Here is a 19735-nt window from a genome sequence, read left to right as displayed (position 1 = left end):
AGAACGGGCCGTGCAGATGACCGAGGACATCCCGGGCGCCCCGTCCGACAGGGGCAGCACCGAAGAGGGCAGCACCGAAGAGGGCAGCTACTGGTACGACAACGAGGCCGGCCCGCTCGTCCGCCCCTACGCCATGACGGGCGGACGCACCCGGCCCGGGCCCAGCGGCGTGCGCTTCGACCTCATCGCCCTGGTCACGCTCGACCCCGGGGCACCCGCGGTGGACGACGCCCCGCTCGGCCCGGAACACCGCAATCTCCTCGACCTCTGCCGTCCGGAGACCCAGTCGGTGGCCGAACTCGCCGCGGGCGCGGACCTGCCCGTCGGTGTGGTCAGGGTCCTCCTCGGCGACCTCCTGGAACTCGGCTGCGTCACCGTCAGCCGGCCCGTACCCCCGGCACAGCTGCCCGACGAACGCATCCTGCGCGAGGTGATCGAGGGCCTGCGAGCGCTGTAGCCCCCGCACACCGACGGAACCCACACCACCTGAGAGAAGTGATCAATGGTCTCCGAGCACTCCGACGCCCCGGGCGGCGAGTCCGCCGCACTGGCGTTGAAGATTCTGGTCGCCGGCGGATTCGGCGTGGGCAAGACCACGCTGGTGGGAGCCGTCAGTGAGATCCGGCCACTGCGCACCGAGGAACTCCTCAGCGAAGCGGGGCAGTCGGTGGACGACACCGACGGCGTGGACCACAAGACCACCACGACCGTGGCCATGGACTTCGGGCGCATCACCATCCGCTCGGGCCTCTCCCTGTACCTGTTCGGCACGCCGGGCCAGGACCGCTTCTGGTTCCTGTGGGACGAGTTGTCACAAGGGGCACTCGGTGCGGTGGTGCTCGCCGACACCCGCCGCCTGGAGGACTGCTTCCCCGCGGTCGACTACTTCGAGCACCGGCACATCCCGTTCGTCGTGGCCGTCAACTGCTTCGCGGGCGCCCGGCGGCACGGCGCCACGGACGTCTCGCGCGCACTCGACCTCGACCGGGGCACGCCCGTGGTGCTGTGCGACGCCCGCGACCGCGACTCGGGGAAGGAGGTGCTGATCCGGCTCGTCGAGTACGCCGGACGGATGCACACCGCCCGGCTGCTCGACTCGGTCGGCTGACCCCATCAGGGGGCTCCGCGTGGTCAGTGCGCGACGTCGCGCTCCGCCAGCACCCTGTCGACGGTGACTCGGACGAGGAGTTCGCCGGGTACGCCGTTGCGCGCGCCGAACTCCTCCGCGCGCTCCTCGCCCATGTACCGGGCACCGATCCGGGTCGCCCAGTGCCGTACCTCGTCGAGGTTCTCGGACACCCGGGCGCGGCCGCGCAGCACCACGAAGGAGTACGGCGGACGGTCGTCGTCCACGCACAGGGCGATCCGGTCGTCCCGGAGCAGGTTGCGCCCCTTCACGGTGTCCCTGCCGGTGTTGAACACCACCTCGTCCCCGTCCAGCAGGAACCAGATCGGAGCCACGTGCGGGCTGCCGTCGGCCCGGACGGTGGAGAGCTTTGCGGTGCGGGTGCCGTGGGAGACGAACTCCCGCCATTGCGCGTCGGTCATCTTCTCTGCCATGGCTCCCATCCTCCTTGCCCCGGCCGCGGTCGTGGTGAAGGCTGAGATGGAGATCCTCCGGCCAGGAGGGGAATCGCACGGGGAGAAAACGGGGAGACCGGAAGATGGCGCAGAACCAGGGACTCGACTGGCTGCTGGACGACCTGACCGAGCGCGTCCACGAAGTGCGGCACGCACTGGTCCTGTCCAACGACGGCCTGGTGACCGGCGCGAGCACGGGACTGCGCCGCGAGGACGCCGAGCACCTCGCGGCCGTGTCGTCCGGACTGCACAGTCTGGCGAAGGGCTCCGGGCGGCACTTCGGCGCGGGCAGCGTACGCCAGACCATGATCGAGTTCGATGACGCGGTGCTCTTCGTCACCGCGGCGGGGACGGGCAGTTGTCTGTGCGTCCTCAGTGGCGCGGAGGCCGACATAGGCCAGATCGCCTACGAGATGACACTGCTGGTCAACCGGGTCGGCGAGCGTCTCGACGTCGATGCGCGCCAGCCCGAACCGAAACCGATCACAGACCTCTGACCTGCACGTTTCGTCATCCCTGCGGAGTTATCCACAGGCTCGCCACGCGATCCGCCGAAGCGGCTACGGTTTTTTCACGGCGATCGCACTCGGTGATCGCCCACGGTTGCCGGTCCATGGCGATCGCACGCCGCGATCGCCGATGCCGGCAGCCGCCGACTCCACGGGGGAACCAGCCATGGCGCGCACCGGCGCAACACCCACACCTACATCCACATCCACATCCACCCCTGCATCCAAGTCCACATCCGCCTCCGACCGCCTCGCCTGCGTCCCGAGCCGGGCCGCTCGTGAACTGGGGCTCAAGCGGCGCGAGTTCGACCTGGCCGTGAACCTGGGGCTCATCCGCACCGTTCCCGACGAAGGCGGCGGGGGCCGGCGGGTGGCCCGGGTCGAGATCGACCGGCTGCGCTCCGGGGAGGGCTTCCCGGACGCCCTGCGCGAGCGCGTCGCGACGGTCGGCACCACGGAGGGCGCCCGACTCCTGGAAGTGACGCCGACCAGGTTCACGAGCCTCGCGCGTTACGGCCTGCTGGTGCCGGTCACGTTCCACCTGAACCGCTACCGGACCGTCGTCTGGCTGTATCCGGCTGAAGAATTGCGGCAGTTCGCGGCCGAAAGGTGCAACACCAGACTGCTGACCGCCCGCCACACACCCGCGGAGATCCGGGAACGCGTGAAGGCCGGAATGGACCGCCGGCCACGCAACTGGCGAGGGCGCCACGTCGGGTTCCTCACCCGGCAGGCGGGCGACGATCCCTGGGCGCGTGCGGCAGCCGTCGCCTCCCTCCTGGACCCGGCCGACGTGAAGGACGTCGTCAAGGATCCGCGCGAACGTGCCCGCCTGGCCCGCTCCCGTCCCCGGCTCCCCGTGCACGGCGCCCCCGGTTCACCGACCGCCGAACTGGCCGAGAGGCTCATGACGGCGAGTGACCGGGACGAGGTGGCCTGGTTCCGTGCGGACCTGACCCACACGATGGAGGCGGCCCGACGACATCACCCCGAGGCCGGGACGCGTTCCCCCACACCCCCCGCGTCCTCCGGCTGCACCACTCCCCAGGGGCACGGCCTGCTGAGCCGGCTCCGCCGCAGAGGCCGGCGGCCGGCCCGGTGATCTCGGCGGCACCGAACCGGCGCAGGCAGGGGCAGGCCGGCCTGGCCGCGGACGTTCCGGATGCGCGGGGGTCCCACTCTGACGAGACTGTGTCCGGGAGGCGACCATGTTCGGTACGACGAAGGCGTTCAGCGGGTTCTCGGTGAACGACATCGACGCGGCCAGAGCGTTCTACGCGGACACGCTCGGGCTGCGGGTCTCGGAGGAGAACGGGCTGCTGATCCTGCACCTCGCGGGTGACCGGGACACCCTGGTCTACCCCAAGGCGGACCACACGCCGGCGACGTTCACGATCCTCAACTTCCCGGTCGACGACATCGAGGCCGCGGTCGACGAGCTCGGCAGGAGAGGGGTGCGTTTCGAGCGCTACGACCACCTCAAGACGGACGACAAGGGCATCTTCCGCGGCGGCGGCCCGCTGATCGCCTGGTTCACCGACCCGGCGGGGAACGTGCTCTCCGTGCTCCAGCAGACCTGACGCGCCGGTCGTGCCCGAGCTTCCCGACGTCGAGGGCTTCCGGCAGGTGCTCGCGTCGTGCGCCGAAGGGCGGGTCGTCCGCGGCGTCGAGGTGCGCGACCCGGGCGTCCTGCACGGCGTCGACACCCGGCGCCTGAGGGACGCGCTCGAAGGACGGCGGTTCGGCACACCGGAGCGGCGCGGCAAGTGGCTGCTCGCGCGCACCGGGGGACCCACCCTCGCCCTGCACTTCGGCATGACCGGGCGGCTGGTGTGCGGACACGCCGAGGATCCCGTCGAGCCCCATGACCGCGTCCTGTTCACCCTGGGCGGCGGCCGTCAGCTGCGCTTCCGTGACCAGCGCAAGCTGCAGGGGCTCTGGCTGGCCCACGACGAGTCCGACGTCGACCGGCTGCTGCGGGGACAGGGGCCGGATGCGCTGGCCGTGGACCGTGCGGAGTTCGACCAGGCGCTCTCGGCGCGCCGCGGGCGTCTCAAGTCGGCTCTCACCGACCAGTCCGTTGTCGCCGGACTCGGCAATCTGCTCGCCGACGAGATCCTGTGGCGGGCCCGGCTGCGCCCCGACCGGGGAGCACGCGACCTGTCCGAGGAGGACCGCCGGCGCCTGTACGGCGAGATGCGCCGCACCCTGCGCTCCTCCGTCACCGCCGGCTGCGTACCCCCGCGCGACTCCTGGCTCACCGGCCACCGCGACGACCGCGACCCGAGGTGCCCGCGGTGCGGCACGGAACTGCGCAGGTCCCGCATGGCGGGCCGGGGCACGGTCTGGTGCCCGCGGTGCCAGCCGGACAGGTGACCGGCCCCCGGTCGGCTCAGGCGCTGCGGTCAGGGTGCCGCCGCCGTCTCGCGTTCCTCCTCGGGAGCCACCAGCGACTGGGTGAAAGGAATCCGCGCGAGTGCGAACACCCCTGCGGCGATCAGTGCGACACCGAGCAGCTGGGGGAGCAGCCACCACCCGGAGCGGATGGTCTCCTCGTACAGGGTGATGCCGAGGGCGAGACTCACCAGGGCGTCGCCGAGGGTGAGTGCGGGTTGCGAGGCGACCAGCGGGCCGGCCTGCATGGCGTTCTCCAGGAGGAACAGCGCGCAGACGCCGGTGGCGGCGAAGGCGTAGGTCTGCCAGGCGGTGAGGAAGGCCACGAGGCCCTGCTCGTCGAGGATGTGGGTGGCGGCCTTCATCAGCGCGGCGGTCACCGCGTAGCTGATCGCCGTCGCGGCACCCAGACAGGCCGCTCGGGCCCGGCCCTCCGGGCGCCGGAGGGCCGCGAGTGCGAGGGCGACGACCGCTCCCGCGCACACGGCGAGTGCGGGGACCCAGCGGTCCAGCGCCACATGGGTGCGGTTGCCGGCCGGGGAGGCGGCGGCGAGCGCGATCGCCAGACCGACCACGACCACCGTGACGGCCAGCCAGCCCCTGCCCGGCAGGTGCCGGTGCATCAACAGGGAGGCGACGATCAGGGTGAGCGGCAGCTCCAGCACGAACAGCGGCTGCACGATGGTCAGTGGCCCCGTAGCCAGCGCCAGCGCCTGGCAGACGGCGGCGCCGATCACCGCGAGGATGCCGGCCAGCCACACCGGTCGGCGCAGCAGATCGACGATCAGTCCGGCCCGCAACCCCTGGGAGGCGGGCACGGTCAGTGCCGCCTTGCGCTGCAGCACGGTCGCGACGGCGTTGCTGAGGGCCGCGCAGACGGCGAACACGACGGGAAACACGGTGTGCAGCGGGGCCACCTCCCGTATCGGCGGGCGTGCGACGTCGGCGGTGCCTGTCCCTGCCATGGTCGCCGGATCCGGCCGACGGCGCGATCGGAGCCGGGCGAGGCGTGCCCGACCGGCGAAGGGCCGGATCACCCGAGCTTGCGCATCACCCCAGCTTCCGGAAGAGCCCCTCCTGCACCACGGACACGACGAGGCGGCCCTCGCGGTCGTAGATCCGGCCCCGGGCCAGGCCACGGCCGCCGACGGCGATCGGCGACTCCTGGTCGTAGAGGAGCCAGTCGTCCGCGCGGAACGGGCGGTGGAACCACATCGCGTGGTCCAGGGACGCCATGTCGAAGCCACGCGGGCCCCACAGCGGCTCGACCGGGATGCGCACGGCGTCCAGGAGGGTCATGTCGCTGGCGTAGGTGAGGGCGCAGGTGTGCACGAGCGGATCGTCACCGAGCGGCCCGACCGCGCGCATCCACACGGCGCTGCGCGGATCGGCGTCCCGGACCTCCTCGACGGTCCAGCGCAGCCGGTCCACGTAGCGGATGTCGAAGGGCTGGCGGCGGGCCATCCGCTCCAGCTGCTCGGGCAGCGCGCCCAGGTGCTCCCGGATCTCGTCCGTGACCGTGGGCAGGGACTCCGGGTCCGGGACCTTGCGGGCCGGCGGCAGCTGGTGCTCGAAGCTGCCCTCCTCCGGCTTGTGGAAGGAGGCGGTGAGGTTGAAGATCGTGCGGCCCTGCTGCACGGCCGTGACCCGGCGGGTGGTGAACGACCGGCCGTCGCGCACATGCTCGACCTGGTAGACGATCGGCACGCCCGGCCGGCCCGGGCGCAGGAAGTACGCGTGCAGCGAGTGCACGGGACGGTCGCCTTCCGTGCTGCGGCCGGCGGCGACCAGCGCCTGCCCCGCCACCTGCCCGCCGAAGACCCGTTGCAGGGACTCCTGCGGGCTGCGGCCGCGGAAGATGTTGACCTCGATCTGCTCCAGGTCGAGCAGGTCGACGAGCCTCTCGGCCGGGTTCGTCGTCATGGGTGTGTTTCTCCTGTGCTCGCTGCCGCCCGGCCCGTCACAGCTGGCCGACGTCGGTCACGCGGACCACCGCGCGGCCCTCGGCGTCCGAGGCGGTGAGGTCGACCTCCGCGCTGATGCCCCAGTCGTGGTCGCCGTTCGGGTCGTGGAAGATCTGCCGGACCCGCCACAGGGCGTTCTCCGGCTCCTCCTCGATGAGCAGCAGCTTGGGGCCGCGGGCGTCCGGGCCGGTGCCGAGATCCTCGTACTCGTCCCAGTACTTGTCCATCGCCTCGCCCCACGCGTCGGCGTCCCAGCCCGACTCGGCGTCCATATCGCCCAGTTCGCCGACCTGATCGAGGGCGGCCAGCTCCACGCGGCGGAACATGGCGTTGCGGACCAGGACGCGGAAGGCGCGCGCGTTGGCGGTGACCGGCTTGACCTCGTCGGCCTTCTCCTGGGCCTCCTCGGCGGTCATCTCCGCCGGGTTGGCGAGCTGCTCCCACTCGTCCAGCAGGCTGGAGTCGACCTGGCGCACCATCTCGCCCAGCCAGGCGATCAGGTCCTGGAGGTCCTCGGACTTGAGGTCGTCGGGGACGGTGTGGTCGAGGGCCTTGAAGGCGCTGGCGAGATAGCGCAGCACGATGCCCTCGGTCCGGGCCAGCTCGTAGTGGGACACCAACTCGGTGAAGGACAGCGCCCGTTCGTACATGTCGCGGATGACCGACTTCGGCGACAGCGGATGGTCGCCGACCCAGGGGTGGCTCTTGCGGTACGTGTTGTACGCGTGGAAGAGCAGTTCTTCCAGGGGCTTGGGGTACGTGATGTCCTGGAGGCGCTCCATGCGCTCCTCGTACTCGACCCCGTCCGCCTTCATCTGGGCCACGGCCTCGCCGCGCGCCTTGTTCTGCTGGGCGGCGAGGATCTGCCGCGGGTCGTCGAGCGTGGACTCCACGACGGACACCATGTCGAGCGCGTACGACGGCGACTCGGGGTCGAGCAGCTCGAAGGCGGCGAGCGCGAACGTGGACAGCGGCTGGTTGAGCGCGAAGTCCTGCTGGAGGTCGACCGTGAGGCGGACGATACGGCCCTCCGCGTCCGGCTGGTCGAGCTTCTCGACGATGCCGCCGTCCAGCAGCGAGCGGTAGATGGCGATGGCCCGGCGGATGTGCCGCAGCTGCTGCTTGCGCGGCTCGTGGTTGTCCTCCAGCAGCCTGCGCATCGCCTCGAAGGCGTTGCCGGGGCGGGCGATCACCGACAGCAGCATCGTGTGGGTCACGCGGAAGCGGGACGTCAGCGGCTCCGGCTCGGAGGCGATGAGCTTCTCGAAGGTCTGCTCCGACCAGGCGACGAAGCCCTCGGGGGCCTTCTTGCGGACGACCTTGCGGCGCTTCTTCGGGTCGTCGCCGGCCTTGGCGAGGGCCTTCTCGTTCTCGACGACGTGCTCGGGCGCCTGCGCGACGACGAAGCCCTCCGTGTCGTACCCGGCCCGCCCGGCGCGGCCCGCGATCTGGTGGAACTCCCGGGCGCGCAGCGTACGGACGCGGGTGCCGTCGTACTTGGTCAGGGCCGTGAACAGTACGGTGCGGATGGGGACGTTGACGCCCACGCCGAGGGTGTCGGTGCCGCAGATCACCTTCAGCAGACCGGCCTGCGCGAGCTTCTCCACCAGGCGGCGGTACTTCGGCAGCATGCCGGCGTGGTGGACGCCGATGCCGTGCCGGACGTAACGGGAGAGGTTGCGGCCGAACTTGGTGGTGAAGCGGAAGTTTCCGATCAGCTCGGCGATCTGCTCCTTCTCCTCCTTCGAGCACATGTTGATGCTCATCAGCGCCTGCGCCCGCTCCACGGCCTGTGCCTGTGTGAAGTGCACGATGTAGACGGGGGCCTGCCGGGCGGACAGCAGATCGGTGAGGGTCTCGGTGAGCGGGGTGTACCGGTACTCGTAGGACAGCGGCACGGGGCGGGTCGCCGAGCGGACCACCGCCGTGGGGCGGCCGGTGCGGCGGGTGAGGTCCTTCTCGAAGAAGGAGACGTCGCCGAGGGTCGCCGACATGAGCACGAACTGCGCCTGCGGCAGCTCCAGAATCGGGATCTGCCACGCCCAGCCGCGGTCGCCCTCGGCGTAGAAGTGGAACTCGTCCATCACGACCTGGCCGACGTCCGCGTCCTTGCCGTCGCGCAGCGCGATCGACGCGAGGACCTCGGCGGTGCAGCAGATGACGGGCGCGTCGGCGTTGACCGACGCGTCGCCGGTCAGCATGCCGACGTTCTCGGTGCCGAAGATCTTGCACAGTTCGAAGAACTTCTCCGACACCAGGGCCTTGATCGGCGCCGTGTAGAAGGTGACCTCGTCACGGGCGAGGGCTGCGAAGTGCGCGCCCGCCGCGATCATGCTCTTGCCGGAACCGGTGGGCGTCGACACGATCACGTTCGCGCCGGAGACCACCTCGATCAGCGCCTCCTCCTGGTGGGGGTAGAGCGTGAGACCCCGCTCGCCGGCCCACGACTCGAAGGCTTCGTACAGGGCGTCGGGGTCGGGGGTCCGCGGCAGCTGATCGATGAGGGTCACGCCCCCATCTTGCCTGGCCCGGTGCCCGATGCGGGAATCGGCTGCGGGCCTGAAGATCACGAACGCTACGCTGGGGCGCCGACGGGACGTCAGCGCGCCCGGTCAACTGGACAGCGGCACACGATGAATGGGGCGGGCAGCGGCCATGATGGGACCAGCACACTCACTGTCGGGGGCCGCCGCCTGGCTCGGCGTGGGCGCGGCCGCCGCGGCGGCCGGGCACCCGATGCCCTGGCCGGTCCTCCTCGCCGGCGCTCTGATCTGCGCCGGAGCGGCCCTGGCCCCCGACCTCGACCACAAGGCGGCCACGATCTCCCGGTCCTTCGGACCGCTGTCGCGCTGGCTGTGCGAGATCGTCGACAAGCTGTCGTACGCCGTCTACAAGGCCACCAAGAAGCAGGGCGACCCGCGTCGCTCCGGTGGGCACCGCACCCTGACGCACACCTGGGTGTGGGCGGTCCTGATCGGTGCGGGCGCCTCGGCCGTGGCGATCACCAGTGACCGCTGGGGGGTGCTCGCGGTCCTCTTCGTGCACCTGGTCCTGGCCATCGAGGGCCTGCTGTGGCGGGCGACCCGCGGCTCCAGCGCCGATGTCCTGGTGTGGCTGCTGGCCGCGACCACCGCGTGGATCATCGCGGGGGTCCTGGACAAGCCGGGCAACGGCGCGGACTGGCTGTTCACGGCACCGGGCCAGGAGTACCTGTGGCTGGGGCTGCCGGTGGTGCTGGGCGCGATCGTGCACGACATCGGGGACGCGCTCACCGTGTCCGGCTGCCCGATCCTGTGGCCGATCCCGGTCGGGCGCAAGCGCTGGTACCCGGTCGGGCCGCCGAAGGCCCTGCGCTTCCGGGCGGGCAGCTGGGTCGAGCTGAAGGTGCTGATGCCGGCGTTCATGCTGCTCGGCGGGGTGGGCTGCGCGGCCGCGCTCAACTTCATCTGAGCGCGGCCGGGGGCGGGGCTTCAGCCGCCGCCGTAGCGCCGCTCGAACGCGGCGACCCGGCCCTCCGAGTCCACCGTGCGGGCCTTGCCCGTGTAGAAGGGGTGGCTCTCCGAGGAGATCTCCACGTCCACGACCGGGTAGGTCTCGCCGTCGTCCCATTCGATGGTCTGGTCGCTGGTCGCGGTGGACCGGGTGAGGAACGCGTACCCGGCGGCGCGGTCGCGGAAGACCACGGGATGGTAGTCGGGGTGCTTGTCCTGCTGCATGAAGGGCTCCTCGTACGGCTCGGGCCGATGGTGTGATCAGCCGGACAGGGTGTCCTCGTCGATGACGTGCACGGCAGCTTCCTCGGCCGACGCGGCGTCGCCGTCGATGCCCACGTCGATGGCGACCAACGCCTCCTCCTCGTCCTCGTGGGCGCCCTCGTCGGGTGCCACGAGCCGGCCGGCGCGCGCGGCGCCGACCTCGTTGTCCAGGAGTTCCCCGTCGGTGCCCTCGGAGTCCCCGAGACCGTCACCGTCCGGGACGGCGGCGTCCGGCAACTCCTCGGCGAGCCGTTGGTCCAGTGTCTCGCCCCGCTGCCGCTCGGCCGCCGTCACGCCGGGGTGCTCGACGGCCCAGGGCCGTTCGGGAGGGGACCAGCCGCGGTCCAGGGGATCGTCGACGCCGTCGTACTCCAGGGTGTCCTCGGCGTCGAGCAGCCCCGTGTCCTCCCTCTGCTCGTCCTGGTCCGGCTGGTAGACGTCGTCTCCCCAGCCGTCGGAGCTGTTCACGGGTACCTCCAGGGGGTGGGACGGGCCCGCTCTCACGGGGCCCGCGCCGGGCCGCCGCCACACGGAGCACTGGCGCCGCCCGAACCGCTGGTTCCCGGACGTTCCCCGAGCCGGTGCCTGATTCCAGCCTTCCACCCCGGCTCGGGACCGCGCAACGCCAAGGACACGGCCGCCCCTCTCACGGGCGGGCGGCCGTCTCGCGGCACGAGGTGCTCAGCCGTGCCACGACCTCCACAGCGCCGCGTACGCCCCGTCCGCCGCGACCAGCTCGTCATGGCTGCCCAGCTCGCTGATCCGGCCGTTCTCGACGACGGCGATGATGTCCGCGTCGTGGGCGGTGTGCAGCCGGTGGGCGATGGCGACGACGGTGCGGCCGTCGAGGACCCGGGCCAGGGACCGTTCCAGGTTGCGGGCGGAGCGGGGGTCGAGCAGGGACGTCGCCTCGTCCAGGACCAGGGTGTGCGGGTCGGCCAGCACCAGGCGGGCCAGCGCGATCTGCTGGGCCTGGGCCGGGGTGAGCGCCAGACCGCCCGAGCCCACCTCGGTGTCCAGGCCGTCTTCCAGCGCACGGGCCCAGCCGTCCGCGTCGACCGCGCCCAGCGCCGCCCACAGCTCCGCGTCGACGGCGCCGGCCCGCGCGAGCCGGAGGTTGTCGCGCAAGGAACCCACGAAGACGTGGTGCTCCTGGTTGACCAGCGCCACATGGGAGCGGACCTGCTCGGCGGACATCCGGGACAGCTCCGCCCCGCCCAGGCTGATCCGGCCGTCCCGGGGCGCGTAGATCCCGGCGAGCAGCCGGCCCAGCGTGGACTTGCCCGCGCCCGACGGGCCGACCAGGGCCAGCCGGGTGCCGGGGGCGACCTCGAGGGACACCTCGCGCAGGACGTCCACGCCCTCCAGGTAGCCGAAGTGCACCCGGTCGGCCCGCACGTGGCGCCCCTCGGGGCGCACCGTCGGGTCCCCGGCGTCCGGCTCGATGTCCCGGACCCCGACGAGCCGGGCCAGCGACACCTGGGCCACCTGCAGCTCGTCGTACCAGCGCAGGATCATGCCCACCGGGTCGACCAGCATCTGGGCGATCAGCGCGCCGGTCGTCAGCCGGCCGACGTCGATCCACCCGTGCAGGGCGAACACACCGCCGACCAGCAGGACCGAGGCGAGCACGGTCACGTGGGTGACGTTGATGACCGGGAAGAGGACCGACCGCAGCCAGAGCGTGTACCGCTCCCAGGCCGTCCACTCCCGGATCCGCTGCTCGGACAGCCCGACGCGGCGCTCGCCGAGGCGGTGGGCCTCGACGGTGCGCCCGGCGTCCACGGTCTCGGCGAGCGCGGCGGCCACGGCGGCGTACCCGGCGGCCTCGGAGCGGTAGGCCGAGGGTGCCCGCCGGAAGTACCAGCGGCAGCCGGCGATCAGCAGCGGCAGGGCGAGCAGCACGGCGAGCGCCAGCGGCGGTGCCGTGATCACCAGGCCGCCCATCAGCAGGACCACCCACACCACGCCGATCGACAGCTGCGGCACGGCCTCGCGCATGGCGTTGCCGAGGCGGTCGATGTCCGTGGTGATGCGCGACAGCAGGTCGCCCGTCCCGGCCCGCTCCAGCACGCCGGGCGGCAGTCCGACCGACCGGACGAGGAAGTCCTCGCGCAGGTCGGCCAGCATCCGCTCGCCCAGCATCGCGCCGCGCAGCCGCACCTGCCGGACGAACACGGCCTGCACGGCCAGCGCGGCCACGAAGAGCCCGGCGGTCAGCTCCAGCCGCAGGTCCCGGGCCCCGGCGGAGACCCGCTCCACCAGTCCGCCCAGCAGCCAGGGACCGGCCATCGACGCGATCACGGCGACCGTGTTGACGGCGACCAGCAGCACGAACGCCCGCCGGTGCCGGCGCAGCAGTTCGGCCACGTAGGCGCGCACGGTCCCGGGAGCTCCGACCGGCAGGGTGTTCGCCGTCGTCGGGGCCGCCGGGTCGTACGCCGGTGGCGCGACGCCGATCATGCCTTCTCCTCGATCTCTTCCAGTTCCTGCAGTACGTCGTCGTCCTGCAGGACGTCTTTCTCCTGCAGGACGTCTTTCTCCTGCAGTGCGTCGTCCAGGGCGACGGAGCTGTCCGGTGCGGCCTCTTCGTCCGTCTCACGCGTGACCACCGCCCGGTAGCGGGGCTCGGTGCGCACCAGTTCGCGGTGGGCGCCGACCGCCACGGCCTCGCCGTCGTGCAGGAACACCACCCGGTCGGCGCCATCCAGCAGCAGCGGGGAGGAGGTGAACACCACGGTCGTGCGCCCCGCGCGCAACTCCCGTACGCCGTGCGCGATCCGTGCCTCGGTGTGCGAGTCGACGGCCGAGGTCGGCTCGTCCAGGACGAGCGCCTCGGGGTCGGCGATCAGCGACCGGGCGAGCGCGAGCCGCTGGCGCTGACCGCCGGACAGGGACCGGCCGCGCTCGGTGATCCGGGCGTCCATCGGGTCGGCCGCGTCCAGCGAGCCCTGCACCAGCGCCGCCAGCACGTCGTCGCACTGCGCTGCGGCCAGCGCCTCGCGCGGCCGGACGGCACCCGAGGCGGGCACGTCGAGCAGCTCGCGCAGCGTCCCCGACAGCAGCACCGGGTCCTTGTCCTGGACGAGAACAGCCCTGCGGGCGCTGTCCAGCGGGAGTTCGTCGAGCGGCACCCCGCCGAGCAGCACCGAGGGGCCCTGCTCGGAGGGGTGCCCGCCCAGCCGTTCCGCCAGCAGGCCCGCCGCGTCCGGGTCTCCGCACACCACGGCCGTGAGCCGGCCGGCGGGCGCGAGCAGCCCGGTCCGCGGGTCGTACAGGTCGCCCGAGGGCACCTCGCCCGCGCGCGATCCGGCGGTGTCCGTGGGCCGCTCCAGCGACAGCACTCCCGCGGCCCGCTTGGCGGAGGGCCGCGAGAAGGAGTACGCCATGGCGATCTCCTCGAAGTGCCGCAGCGGGTAGGTGAGCACCATCACCGAGCTGTAGACGGTGACCAGTTCGCCGACGGTGATCCGGCCCTCGCGCGCCAGCCCCACGCCGTGCCAGACGACGGCGATGAGCAGCAGCCCGGGCAGCAGGACCTGGATCGCGGAGATCAGGGACCACATCCGGGCGCTGCGCACGGCCGCGTGACGGACCTCCTGGGAGGCGCTGCGATAGCGGTCGAGGAACAGGTCCTCGCCGCCGATGCCGCGCAGCACACGCAGACCGGCGACGGTGTCCGAGGCCAGCTCGGTGGCGCGGCCGGCCTTCTCGCGCTGGGTGTCGGCGCGCCGGGTGGCGCGGGGCAGAAGCGGCAGGACGGCCAATGCCAGCGCGGGCAGCCCCACGGCGACGACCACGCCGAGCGCCGGCTGGTAGACGAGCAGGCCGACGCAGACCAGCACGATGGTGACCAGGGCCGCGGTGAAGCGGGACAGGGCCTCCACGAACCAGCCGATCTTCTCGACGTCGCCCGTCGACACCGCCACCACCTCACCGGCCGCGACCCGCCGGGTCAGCGCCGCGCCCAGATGGGCGGCCTTGCGGGCGAGCAGTTGCTGGACGCGGGCGGCCGCGGTGATCCAGTTGGTGATCGCGGTGCGGTGCAGGAAGGTGTCACCGACCGCGTTGCCGACGCAGGCCAGTGCCAGCAGGCCGCCCGCGAGAGCGAGCCGGGAGCCGGAGCGGTCGACGACGGCCTGCACGGCGACCCCGACACAGAACGGCAGGGCGGCGACGGAGGCGAAGTGCAGCAGCCCCCAGGCCAGCGATTTGAGCTGACCGCCCAGCTGGTTCCGGAACAGCCACCACAGGAATCGAGGGCCCGAACGCGCGTCCGGGACGCCCGGGTCGGGGTACGGAAGGTCTTGAATCTGCATGACGTCCCAGTGGCTCGTGTCAGGGAGGATGGGGTCCGGCCGGAGGCAGCAAACCGTGACAGGTTCGCCCTGTCGCGAGGTGGCGGGCAACAGGTTTTCCGCCCACCGAACGGAACCGGCCGTGCGCCACGGGCCGGCAACCGGCGGAGACCGGCCGTCCGCCTTGTGCCACGGGCCGGCAACCGGCGGAGACCGGCCGTCCGCCGTGTGCCACGGGCCGGCAACCGGCGGGAACCGGCCGTCCTCCGGGCGCGCCGTCGCCCGAAGCGCGGTGCGACCATGGAGCGATGCACAGTGGTGGCGTACGACGAGCGGTGGCCGCGACGGCGGTCCTCGCCTCATTCCTGACGGCTCTGTCCGCCTGCGGCGGCGCGGAGGGCGGTGGTGGGACGGACGCCGCCCGCCCCGCGACCCGCACCCACGCGGCCACGGCCGATCCGACCCGCGTCCCCGGCGTCGGCGAACGGCTCCAACGGCGGATCCCGTCCGGTTCCCGCCAGGTCGTCGCGGTCTACGGCGACGGTAAGGACTCGGCCGACTCGACGGTCGTCCTGTACACCAAGCACGGCTCGGCCTGGCAGCTGGAGCGCGACTGGGCCGGGCACAACGGCAAGAAGGGCTGGACCACCGACCACCACGAGGGCGACAACCGCAGCCCCGTGGGCGTGTTCACCCTCAGCGACGCCGGGGGCGTGCTGCCGGACCCGGGCTCCGGGCTCCCGTACACCCGCTCCGCCGCCTTCGCCGCCCCGCGCTGGTGGGCCGAGTCGCACTGGCACGACTTCGACTACGTCATCGCCATCGACTACAACCGCGTCAAGGGCACCCCGCCGAACGACCCGACCCGCCCCGAGGGCCAGAAGAAGGGCGGCGGGATCTGGCTGCACATGGACCACGGCAGCGGCACGTCGGCCTGCGTCAGCGTGTCCGAGCCGGCGATGAGGTATCTGTTGCGCACGCTCGACCCGCGACAGCGTCCCGTGGTGGTGATGGGAGACAGGGCCGACCTGGCCGCTTAGGCCTCGTTGCGGGGGCGGCCAAGTCCCCCTAGAGGGGGTGCGTGTGACGTGCGCCACTCATGGTGCTTTTACTCGGCGGAAACATCGCGGTCTTGTGCGCGATCAAGACAGCCTTCAGGGTGTCGGAAGCGGAATTGACATTCCGCATCACAGAAGACCCCTCCGGCTTCTGTGCGTTCCGTCCCCCTAGGAGGCTCCGTGTCGCCGTCCGTACCGTCCCTCCCGCGACGCGTCGCACGCACGCTGCGCACCTCGCTCTTCGCGCAGGTCTGCTGCGCGCTCGTCCTGGGAATCGTCGTCGGAAAGCTGTGGCCCGACACGGCCACGGCCTTCCAGCCGCTCGGCGACGGTTTCACCCGGCTCATCAAGACCGTGATCTCACCGCTGGTGTTCTGCGTGGTCGTCGTCGGCATCGCCAAGGCCGGTGACCTGAAGGCCTTCGGACGGATCGGGGTCAAGGCCCTCGTCTGGTTCGAGATCGCCTCGACGGCCGCCCTGGTCATCGGCCTCGTCGCCGCCAACGTCGTCGGCCCGGGCAGGGGCATGAACGTCGACCCCGGCTCGCTCGACACCGCGGCGGTCGACGAGACGACGGGCGGTGGTCGTCTGCCCACGACGACCGAGTTCCTCCTGAACGCCCTGCCGCAGAGTTTCGTCGGGGCCTTCGCCGAGAACGAGTTGCTCCAAGTCCTCATCCTGGCCTGCCTGGTGGGCGCCGCCCTGCTGCACCTCGGGCACACCAGGGTGCCGAAGATCCTGCCCGCCATCGAGCAGGCCCAGGAGATCATCTTCGCCGTGGTCGGCTTCATCATGCGGCTGGCCCCGCTCGCGGTGTTCGGCGCGATGGCCCACCTGGTCGGCAACTACGGCCTGGGTGTGATGAAGACGTACGGCAAGCTCATCGTGCTCTGCTACGTGGCCGCGGCGTTGTTCGTCGCACTGCTCGGAGTCGCCCTGAAAGCCGTCACCGGGCTCAGCCTCTGGAAGTTCCTGCGCTACATCCGTGAGGAGATGCTGCTCGCGCTCGGCACCGCGTCCACCGAGTCGGTCATGCCGCGTGTGATGCAGAAGCTGCGCCGGGCCGGTGCCCGTGACGACGCCGTGGGGCTGGTTCTCCCCACCGGCTACTCCTTCAATCTCGACGGCGCCTCGCTCTATCTGTCCATCGGCACGCTGTTCATCGCCCAGGCCGTGGGCGTGGACCTCGGCCTCGGCCAGCAGATCACCGTCGTCCTGGTGCTGATGCTGACCAGCAAGGGCATGGCGGGCATCCCGGGCTCGGCGTTCCTCGCCCTGTCCGCCACCGCCTCGTCCCTGGGGGCGATCCCCGCCGGTGCCGTCGCGCTGCTGCTCGGCGTGGACCGCATCATGGACTCGATGCGCGTGGTCACGAACCTGCTCGGCAACTGCGTCGCCGTCTTCGCGGTGTCCCGCTGGGAGGGGGCCCTGGACATCGACCAGGCCAAGCGGACACTCGACGGTGAGGACGTCTCGTCGCCGGACGACGGTGAAGAGGAGCACGACGGTCAACTGAAGCGTGCTGAGGGCGAGTTCAGCACCGAAGCCCTCGCGCCGGCCGTCCCGGCGCAGAAGTCCAGGGGGCTCGAAGAGCTCAAGGAGCCGGCGCCCGAGGCCGGTTGAGGAGTCAGCGCATGCGGGCCGTGACCCTCGCTCCCGCGCCAGGGGCGAGGGCCATGGCCCGCGGCGTGTTCCGGACTGTCAGCGTGCCAGGGACGGCGGCCACGGCCCGCTGCGTGCTCCGCACCGTCAGCGTGCCAGGGGCGACGGCCACGGCCCGCTGCGTGTTCCGGACCGTCAGCAGGGCTGCGCAGGCGTCCCGTCGATCAGTGTGTCCAGCAAGCCGCTCAGCGCCGCACGCTGATCACCCGTCAGCGGAGCGAGGATCTCCTCAGCGGCCGACCTGCGTGCCGCCCGCAGCTCGCGCAACGCGCCCCGGCCGTCGTCCGTCAGCTCGATGCGGATGACCCGCCGGTTCGCCGGGTCCGGGACCCGCCGCACCTTGCCGCTCGCCTCCAGACCGTCGACCAGCGTCGTCACGGCACGCGGCACCACCTCCAGGCGCTCCGCCAGATCGGCCATGCGCGGCGGCGAACCCCAGTGCGCGAGCGTGCGCAACAACCGGGACTGGGCCGGGGTGATGCCCAGCTCGCGGTGCTCCAGATGCCGTTTCTGGATGCGGTGCACCCGGCGGGTGAGCCGCAGCAACTGCTCGGCGAGCAGACCGTCGGGATCGGGCGTGGTCATGCGGGAACAATATCAGGATGCCGTTCATTGTGAGTATAGGTAACAATGAGCTGTGATCCGATCCGCCGCGTCCCTCGTAGGAGCCCATGCATCCCGACCGTGAAGCCCCCTGGACCCCGCCGGCCGACTCGAAGGAGCAGCCCCGGCAGGTCCGCCGCATCCTCGGCCTCTTCCGCCCCTACCGGGGCCGCCTCGCGATCGTCGGCCTGCTGGTCGGCGCCGCGTCCCTGGTCTCGGTCGCCACGCCCTTCCTGCTGAAGGAGATCCTCGACGTCGCGATCCCCGAGGGGCGCACCGGCCTGCTGAGCCTGCTCGCCCTCGGCATGATCCTCAGCGCCGTCCTCACCAGCGTCTTCGGCGTCCTGCAGACCCTGATCTCGACGACGGTCGGCCAGCGCGTCATGCACGACCTGCGCACCGCCGTCTACGGCCGGCTCCAGCGCATGTCCCTCGCCTTCTTCACGCGCACGCGCACGGGCGAGGTGCAGTCCCGCATCGCCAACGACATCGGCGGCATGCAGGCCACCGTCACCTCCACCGCGACCTCCCTGGTCTCCAACGTCACCAGCGTGGTCGCCACGATCGTCGCGATGATCGCCCTCGACTGGCGCCTGACGGTCGTCTCGCTGCTGTTGCTGCCGGTGTTCGTCTGGATCAGCCGCCGCGTCGGCAACGAACGCCGAAAGATCACCACCCAGCGCCAGAAGCAGATGGCCGCCATGGCCGCCACCGTCACGGAGTCGCTCTCCGTCAGCGGCATCCTGCTCGGCCGCACGATGGGCCGCTCCGATTCGCTGACCAAGTCCTTCGCCGAGGAGTCCGAGGAACTCGTCGACCTGGAGGTCCGGTCGAACATGGCCGGGCGGTGGCGCATGGCCGTCATCACCATCGTCATGGCCGCCCTGCCCGCGGTCATCTACTGGACCGCCGGCATGGCGCTCCAGCTGGGCGGCCCCGCCGTCTCCATCGGCACGATCGTCGCCTTCGTCTCGCTCCAGCAGGGCCTGTTCCGCCCGGCCGTGAGCCTGCTGTCGACCGGTGTGCAGATCCAGACCTCGCTCGCCCTCTTCCAGCGCATCTTCGAGTACCTCGACCTGCCGATCGACATCACCGAGCGCCCCGACCCGGTGCGCCTCGACCGGGTCAAGGGCGAGGTCCGCTTCGAGAACGTCTCCTTCGGCTACGACGGCAAGGACGGCCGGGTCCTCGACGGCATCGACCTCACCGTCCCGGCGGGCAGCAGCCTCGCCCTCGTCGGCTCCACCGGCGCCGGCAAGTCCACCCTCGGCTACCTGGTGCCCCGGCTCTACGACGTCACCGGCGGCCGCGTCACCCTCGACGGGACCGACGTCCGCGACCTCGACTTCGACACCCTGGCGCGCGCGGTCGGCGTCGTCTCGCAGGAGACGTACCTCTTCCACGCCTCGGTCGCCGACAACCTGCGCTTCGCCAAGCCCGACGCCACCGACGAGGAGCTCCACCAGGCGGCCAGGGCCGCTCAGATCCACGACCACATCGCGGCCCTGCCCGACGGCTACGACACCGTCGTCGGCGAGCGCGGCCACCGCTTCTCCGGAGGCGAGAAGCAGCGCCTGGCCATCGCCCGCACCATCCTGCGCGACCCGCCGGTCCTCATCCTCGACGAGGCCACCAGCGCGCTGGACACCCGGACCGAGGCCGCCGTCCAGGAGGCCATCGACGCCCTGTCGGCCAACCGCACCACCCTCACCATCGCCCACCGGCTGTCGACCGTACGGGCGGCCGACCAGATCGTGGTCCTCGACGCGGGCCGGGCGGTCGAGCGCGGTACGCACGAGGAACTCCTGGAGGAGGGCGGCCGGTACGCGGCACTGGTACGCCGGGACGCCCAACTGGAACCGACAAGATGAAAATATGCCGGGTTTGTGACGATATGCGGGTTACCGTGCC

The 19735-nt window shown here is 71.7% G+C and carries 19 protein-coding genes; 10 read left to right on the top strand and 9 right to left on the bottom strand.

Annotated elements, in window-relative coordinates; translation table 11 throughout:
- Positions 1 to 16 precede the first annotated feature (16 nt).
- Together ACFV20_RS06430 and ACFV20_RS06425 are read left to right on the top strand one after the other, a co-directional pair.
- Positions 17 to 457 (top strand): DUF742 domain-containing protein, encoded by a 441-nt coding sequence (locus ACFV20_RS06430; protein WP_385653194.1) that lies wholly within the window; start codon positions 17 to 19, stop codon positions 455 to 457.
- Positions 458 to 502: 45 nt separating this feature from the next.
- Positions 503 to 1108: an ATP/GTP-binding protein gene (locus ACFV20_RS06425; protein WP_385653047.1), complete on the top strand. Its 606-nt coding sequence runs from the start codon at positions 503 to 505 to the stop codon at positions 1106 to 1108.
- 23 nt (positions 1109 to 1131) lie between these two features.
- On the opposite strand, the gene ACFV20_RS06420 is transcribed toward ACFV20_RS06425, so the two are convergent.
- On the bottom strand, positions 1132 to 1560 hold the full coding sequence (locus ACFV20_RS06420; RefSeq protein WP_385653045.1) for a PPOX class F420-dependent oxidoreductase: 429 nt from the start codon (positions 1558 to 1560) through the stop codon (positions 1132 to 1134).
- A 104-nt stretch (positions 1561 to 1664) separates the two neighbouring features.
- Here ACFV20_RS06420 and ACFV20_RS06415 point away from each other — a divergent pair, with 104 nt between their 5' ends.
- The 4 genes from ACFV20_RS06415 (at position 1665) to ACFV20_RS06400 (ending at position 4466) form a co-directional block, all read left to right on the top strand.
- On the top strand, positions 1665 to 2078 hold the full coding sequence (locus ACFV20_RS06415) for a roadblock/LC7 domain-containing protein (RefSeq protein ID WP_234749518.1): 414 nt from the start codon (positions 1665 to 1667) through the stop codon (positions 2076 to 2078).
- 178 nt (positions 2079 to 2256) lie between these two features.
- Positions 2257 to 3192 (top strand): DUF6397 family protein, encoded by a 936-nt coding sequence (locus ACFV20_RS06410; RefSeq protein ID WP_385653043.1) that lies wholly within the window; start codon positions 2257 to 2259, stop codon positions 3190 to 3192.
- Between the two features lie 106 nt (positions 3193 to 3298).
- Positions 3299 to 3670: a VOC family protein gene (locus ACFV20_RS06405; protein WP_385653042.1), complete on the top strand. Its 372-nt coding sequence runs from the start codon at positions 3299 to 3301 to the stop codon at positions 3668 to 3670.
- Positions 3671 to 3680: 10 nt separating this feature from the next.
- A complete protein-coding gene (locus ACFV20_RS06400; RefSeq protein ID WP_385653040.1) occupies positions 3681 to 4466 on the top strand; it encodes an Fpg/Nei family DNA glycosylase in 786 nt (261 codons plus the stop codon).
- Between the two features lie 29 nt (positions 4467 to 4495).
- Here the strand turns inward: ACFV20_RS06400 and ACFV20_RS06395 are convergent, their stop codons facing one another.
- The 3 genes from ACFV20_RS06395 to ACFV20_RS06385 all read right to left on the bottom strand — a co-directional run bounded on the left by ACFV20_RS06395 (position 4496) and on the right by ACFV20_RS06385 (position 8958).
- Positions 4496 to 5449: a DMT family transporter gene (locus tag ACFV20_RS06395; protein ID WP_385653037.1), complete on the bottom strand. Its 954-nt coding sequence runs from the start codon at positions 5447 to 5449 to the stop codon at positions 4496 to 4498.
- A gap of 85 nt (positions 5450 to 5534) precedes the next feature.
- Positions 5535 to 6407 (bottom strand): acyl-CoA thioesterase, encoded by an 873-nt coding sequence (locus ACFV20_RS06390; RefSeq protein WP_385653035.1) that lies wholly within the window; start codon positions 6405 to 6407, stop codon positions 5535 to 5537.
- Positions 6408 to 6444: 37 nt separating this feature from the next.
- Positions 6445 to 8958 carry a DEAD/DEAH box helicase gene (locus ACFV20_RS06385; RefSeq protein ID WP_385653033.1) on the bottom strand — a complete coding sequence of 838 codons (2514 nt, stop codon included), beginning with the start codon at positions 8956 to 8958 and terminating at the stop codon, positions 6445 to 6447.
- A gap of 145 nt (positions 8959 to 9103) precedes the next feature.
- Between ACFV20_RS06385 and ACFV20_RS06380 the strand changes: the two genes are divergently transcribed.
- Positions 9104 to 9898, top strand: a complete 795-nt coding sequence (locus ACFV20_RS06380) for a metal-dependent hydrolase (RefSeq protein WP_385653030.1) — start codon at positions 9104 to 9106, stop codon at positions 9896 to 9898.
- A 20-nt stretch (positions 9899 to 9918) separates the two neighbouring features.
- Here ACFV20_RS06380 and ACFV20_RS06375 read toward each other — a convergent pair whose 3' ends face one another.
- From ACFV20_RS06375 to ACFV20_RS06360, 4 genes are all read right to left on the bottom strand, one after another.
- Entirely contained in the window at positions 9919 to 10164 is a 246-nt protein-coding gene (locus tag ACFV20_RS06375) for a type B 50S ribosomal protein L31 (protein WP_010040933.1), read from the bottom strand.
- A 36-nt stretch (positions 10165 to 10200) separates the two neighbouring features.
- Positions 10201 to 10671: a DUF5709 domain-containing protein gene (locus ACFV20_RS06370; protein ID WP_385653029.1), complete on the bottom strand. Its 471-nt coding sequence runs from the start codon at positions 10669 to 10671 to the stop codon at positions 10201 to 10203.
- Between the two features lie 213 nt (positions 10672 to 10884).
- Entirely contained in the window at positions 10885 to 12666 is a 1782-nt protein-coding gene (locus tag ACFV20_RS06365) for an ABC transporter ATP-binding protein (protein WP_385653027.1), read from the bottom strand.
- Entirely contained in the window at positions 12663 to 14522 is a 1860-nt protein-coding gene (locus ACFV20_RS06360) for an ABC transporter ATP-binding protein (protein ID WP_385653025.1), read from the bottom strand. Before ACFV20_RS06360 ends, ACFV20_RS06365 begins: the two co-directional genes overlap by 4 nt.
- A gap of 287 nt (positions 14523 to 14809) precedes the next feature.
- Here ACFV20_RS06360 and ACFV20_RS06355 point away from each other — a divergent pair, with 287 nt between their 5' ends.
- Both ACFV20_RS06355 and ACFV20_RS06350 read left to right on the top strand, forming a co-directional pair.
- The gene (locus ACFV20_RS06355; protein ID WP_385653022.1) at positions 14810 to 15541 is read left to right on the top strand and encodes a L,D-transpeptidase family protein; all 732 of its coding nucleotides are present in this window, start codon (positions 14810 to 14812) and stop codon (positions 15539 to 15541) included.
- A gap of 198 nt (positions 15542 to 15739) precedes the next feature.
- Entirely contained in the window at positions 15740 to 17182 is a 1443-nt protein-coding gene (locus tag ACFV20_RS06350) for a cation:dicarboxylate symporter family transporter (RefSeq protein ID WP_385653019.1), read from the top strand.
- Positions 17183 to 17356: 174 nt separating this feature from the next.
- On the opposite strand, the gene ACFV20_RS06345 is transcribed toward ACFV20_RS06350, so the two are convergent.
- On the bottom strand, positions 17357 to 17806 hold the full coding sequence (locus ACFV20_RS06345; RefSeq protein ID WP_385653017.1) for a MarR family winged helix-turn-helix transcriptional regulator: 450 nt from the start codon (positions 17804 to 17806) through the stop codon (positions 17357 to 17359).
- Between the two features lie 86 nt (positions 17807 to 17892).
- Between ACFV20_RS06345 and ACFV20_RS06340 the strand changes: the two genes are divergently transcribed.
- Complete coding sequence (locus ACFV20_RS06340) at positions 17893 to 19695, top strand: ABC transporter ATP-binding protein (protein ID WP_385653014.1); 1803 nt, start codon at positions 17893 to 17895, stop codon at positions 19693 to 19695.
- Positions 19696 to 19735 lie beyond the last annotated feature (40 nt).

Source organism: Streptomyces sp. NPDC059696, from assembly GCF_042733745.1.
Lineage (GTDB): Bacteria > Actinomycetota > Actinomycetes > Streptomycetales > Streptomycetaceae > Streptomyces.
The sequence above is the reverse complement of the archived record's forward strand: the minus strand, read 5'-3'. Positions and strand labels throughout refer to the sequence as shown.

Coding starts and splice junctions, on each gene's coding strand:
- ACFV20_RS06430 (WP_385653194.1), top strand. CDS start 17: ATGACCGAGGACATCCCGGGCGCCCCGTCCGACAGGGGCAGCACCGAA.
- ACFV20_RS06425 (WP_385653047.1), top strand. CDS start 503: ATGGTCTCCGAGCACTCCGACGCCCCGGGCGGCGAGTCCGCCGCACTG.
- ACFV20_RS06420 (WP_385653045.1), bottom strand. CDS start 1,560: ATGGCAGAGAAGATGACCGACGCGCAATGGCGGGAGTTCGTCTCCCAC.
- ACFV20_RS06415 (WP_234749518.1), top strand. CDS start 1,665: ATGGCGCAGAACCAGGGACTCGACTGGCTGCTGGACGACCTGACCGAG.
- ACFV20_RS06410 (WP_385653043.1), top strand. CDS start 2,257: ATGGCGCGCACCGGCGCAACACCCACACCTACATCCACATCCACATCC.
- ACFV20_RS06405 (WP_385653042.1), top strand. CDS start 3,299: ATGTTCGGTACGACGAAGGCGTTCAGCGGGTTCTCGGTGAACGACATC.
- ACFV20_RS06395 (WP_385653037.1), bottom strand. CDS start 5,449: ATGGCAGGGACAGGCACCGCCGACGTCGCACGCCCGCCGATACGGGAG.
- ACFV20_RS06390 (WP_385653035.1), bottom strand. CDS start 6,407: ATGACGACGAACCCGGCCGAGAGGCTCGTCGACCTGCTCGACCTGGAG.
- ACFV20_RS06380 (WP_385653030.1), top strand. CDS start 9,104: ATGATGGGACCAGCACACTCACTGTCGGGGGCCGCCGCCTGGCTCGGC.
- ACFV20_RS06375 (WP_010040933.1), bottom strand. CDS start 10,164: ATGCAGCAGGACAAGCACCCCGACTACCATCCCGTGGTCTTCCGCGAC.
- ACFV20_RS06365 (WP_385653027.1), bottom strand. CDS start 12,666: ATGATCGGCGTCGCGCCACCGGCGTACGACCCGGCGGCCCCGACGACG.
- ACFV20_RS06360 (WP_385653025.1), bottom strand. CDS start 14,522: ATGCAGATTCAAGACCTTCCGTACCCCGACCCGGGCGTCCCGGACGCG.
- ACFV20_RS06355 (WP_385653022.1), top strand. CDS start 14,810: ATGCACAGTGGTGGCGTACGACGAGCGGTGGCCGCGACGGCGGTCCTC.
- ACFV20_RS06345 (WP_385653017.1), bottom strand. CDS start 17,806: ATGACCACGCCCGATCCCGACGGTCTGCTCGCCGAGCAGTTGCTGCGG.
- ACFV20_RS06340 (WP_385653014.1), top strand. CDS start 17,893: ATGCATCCCGACCGTGAAGCCCCCTGGACCCCGCCGGCCGACTCGAAG.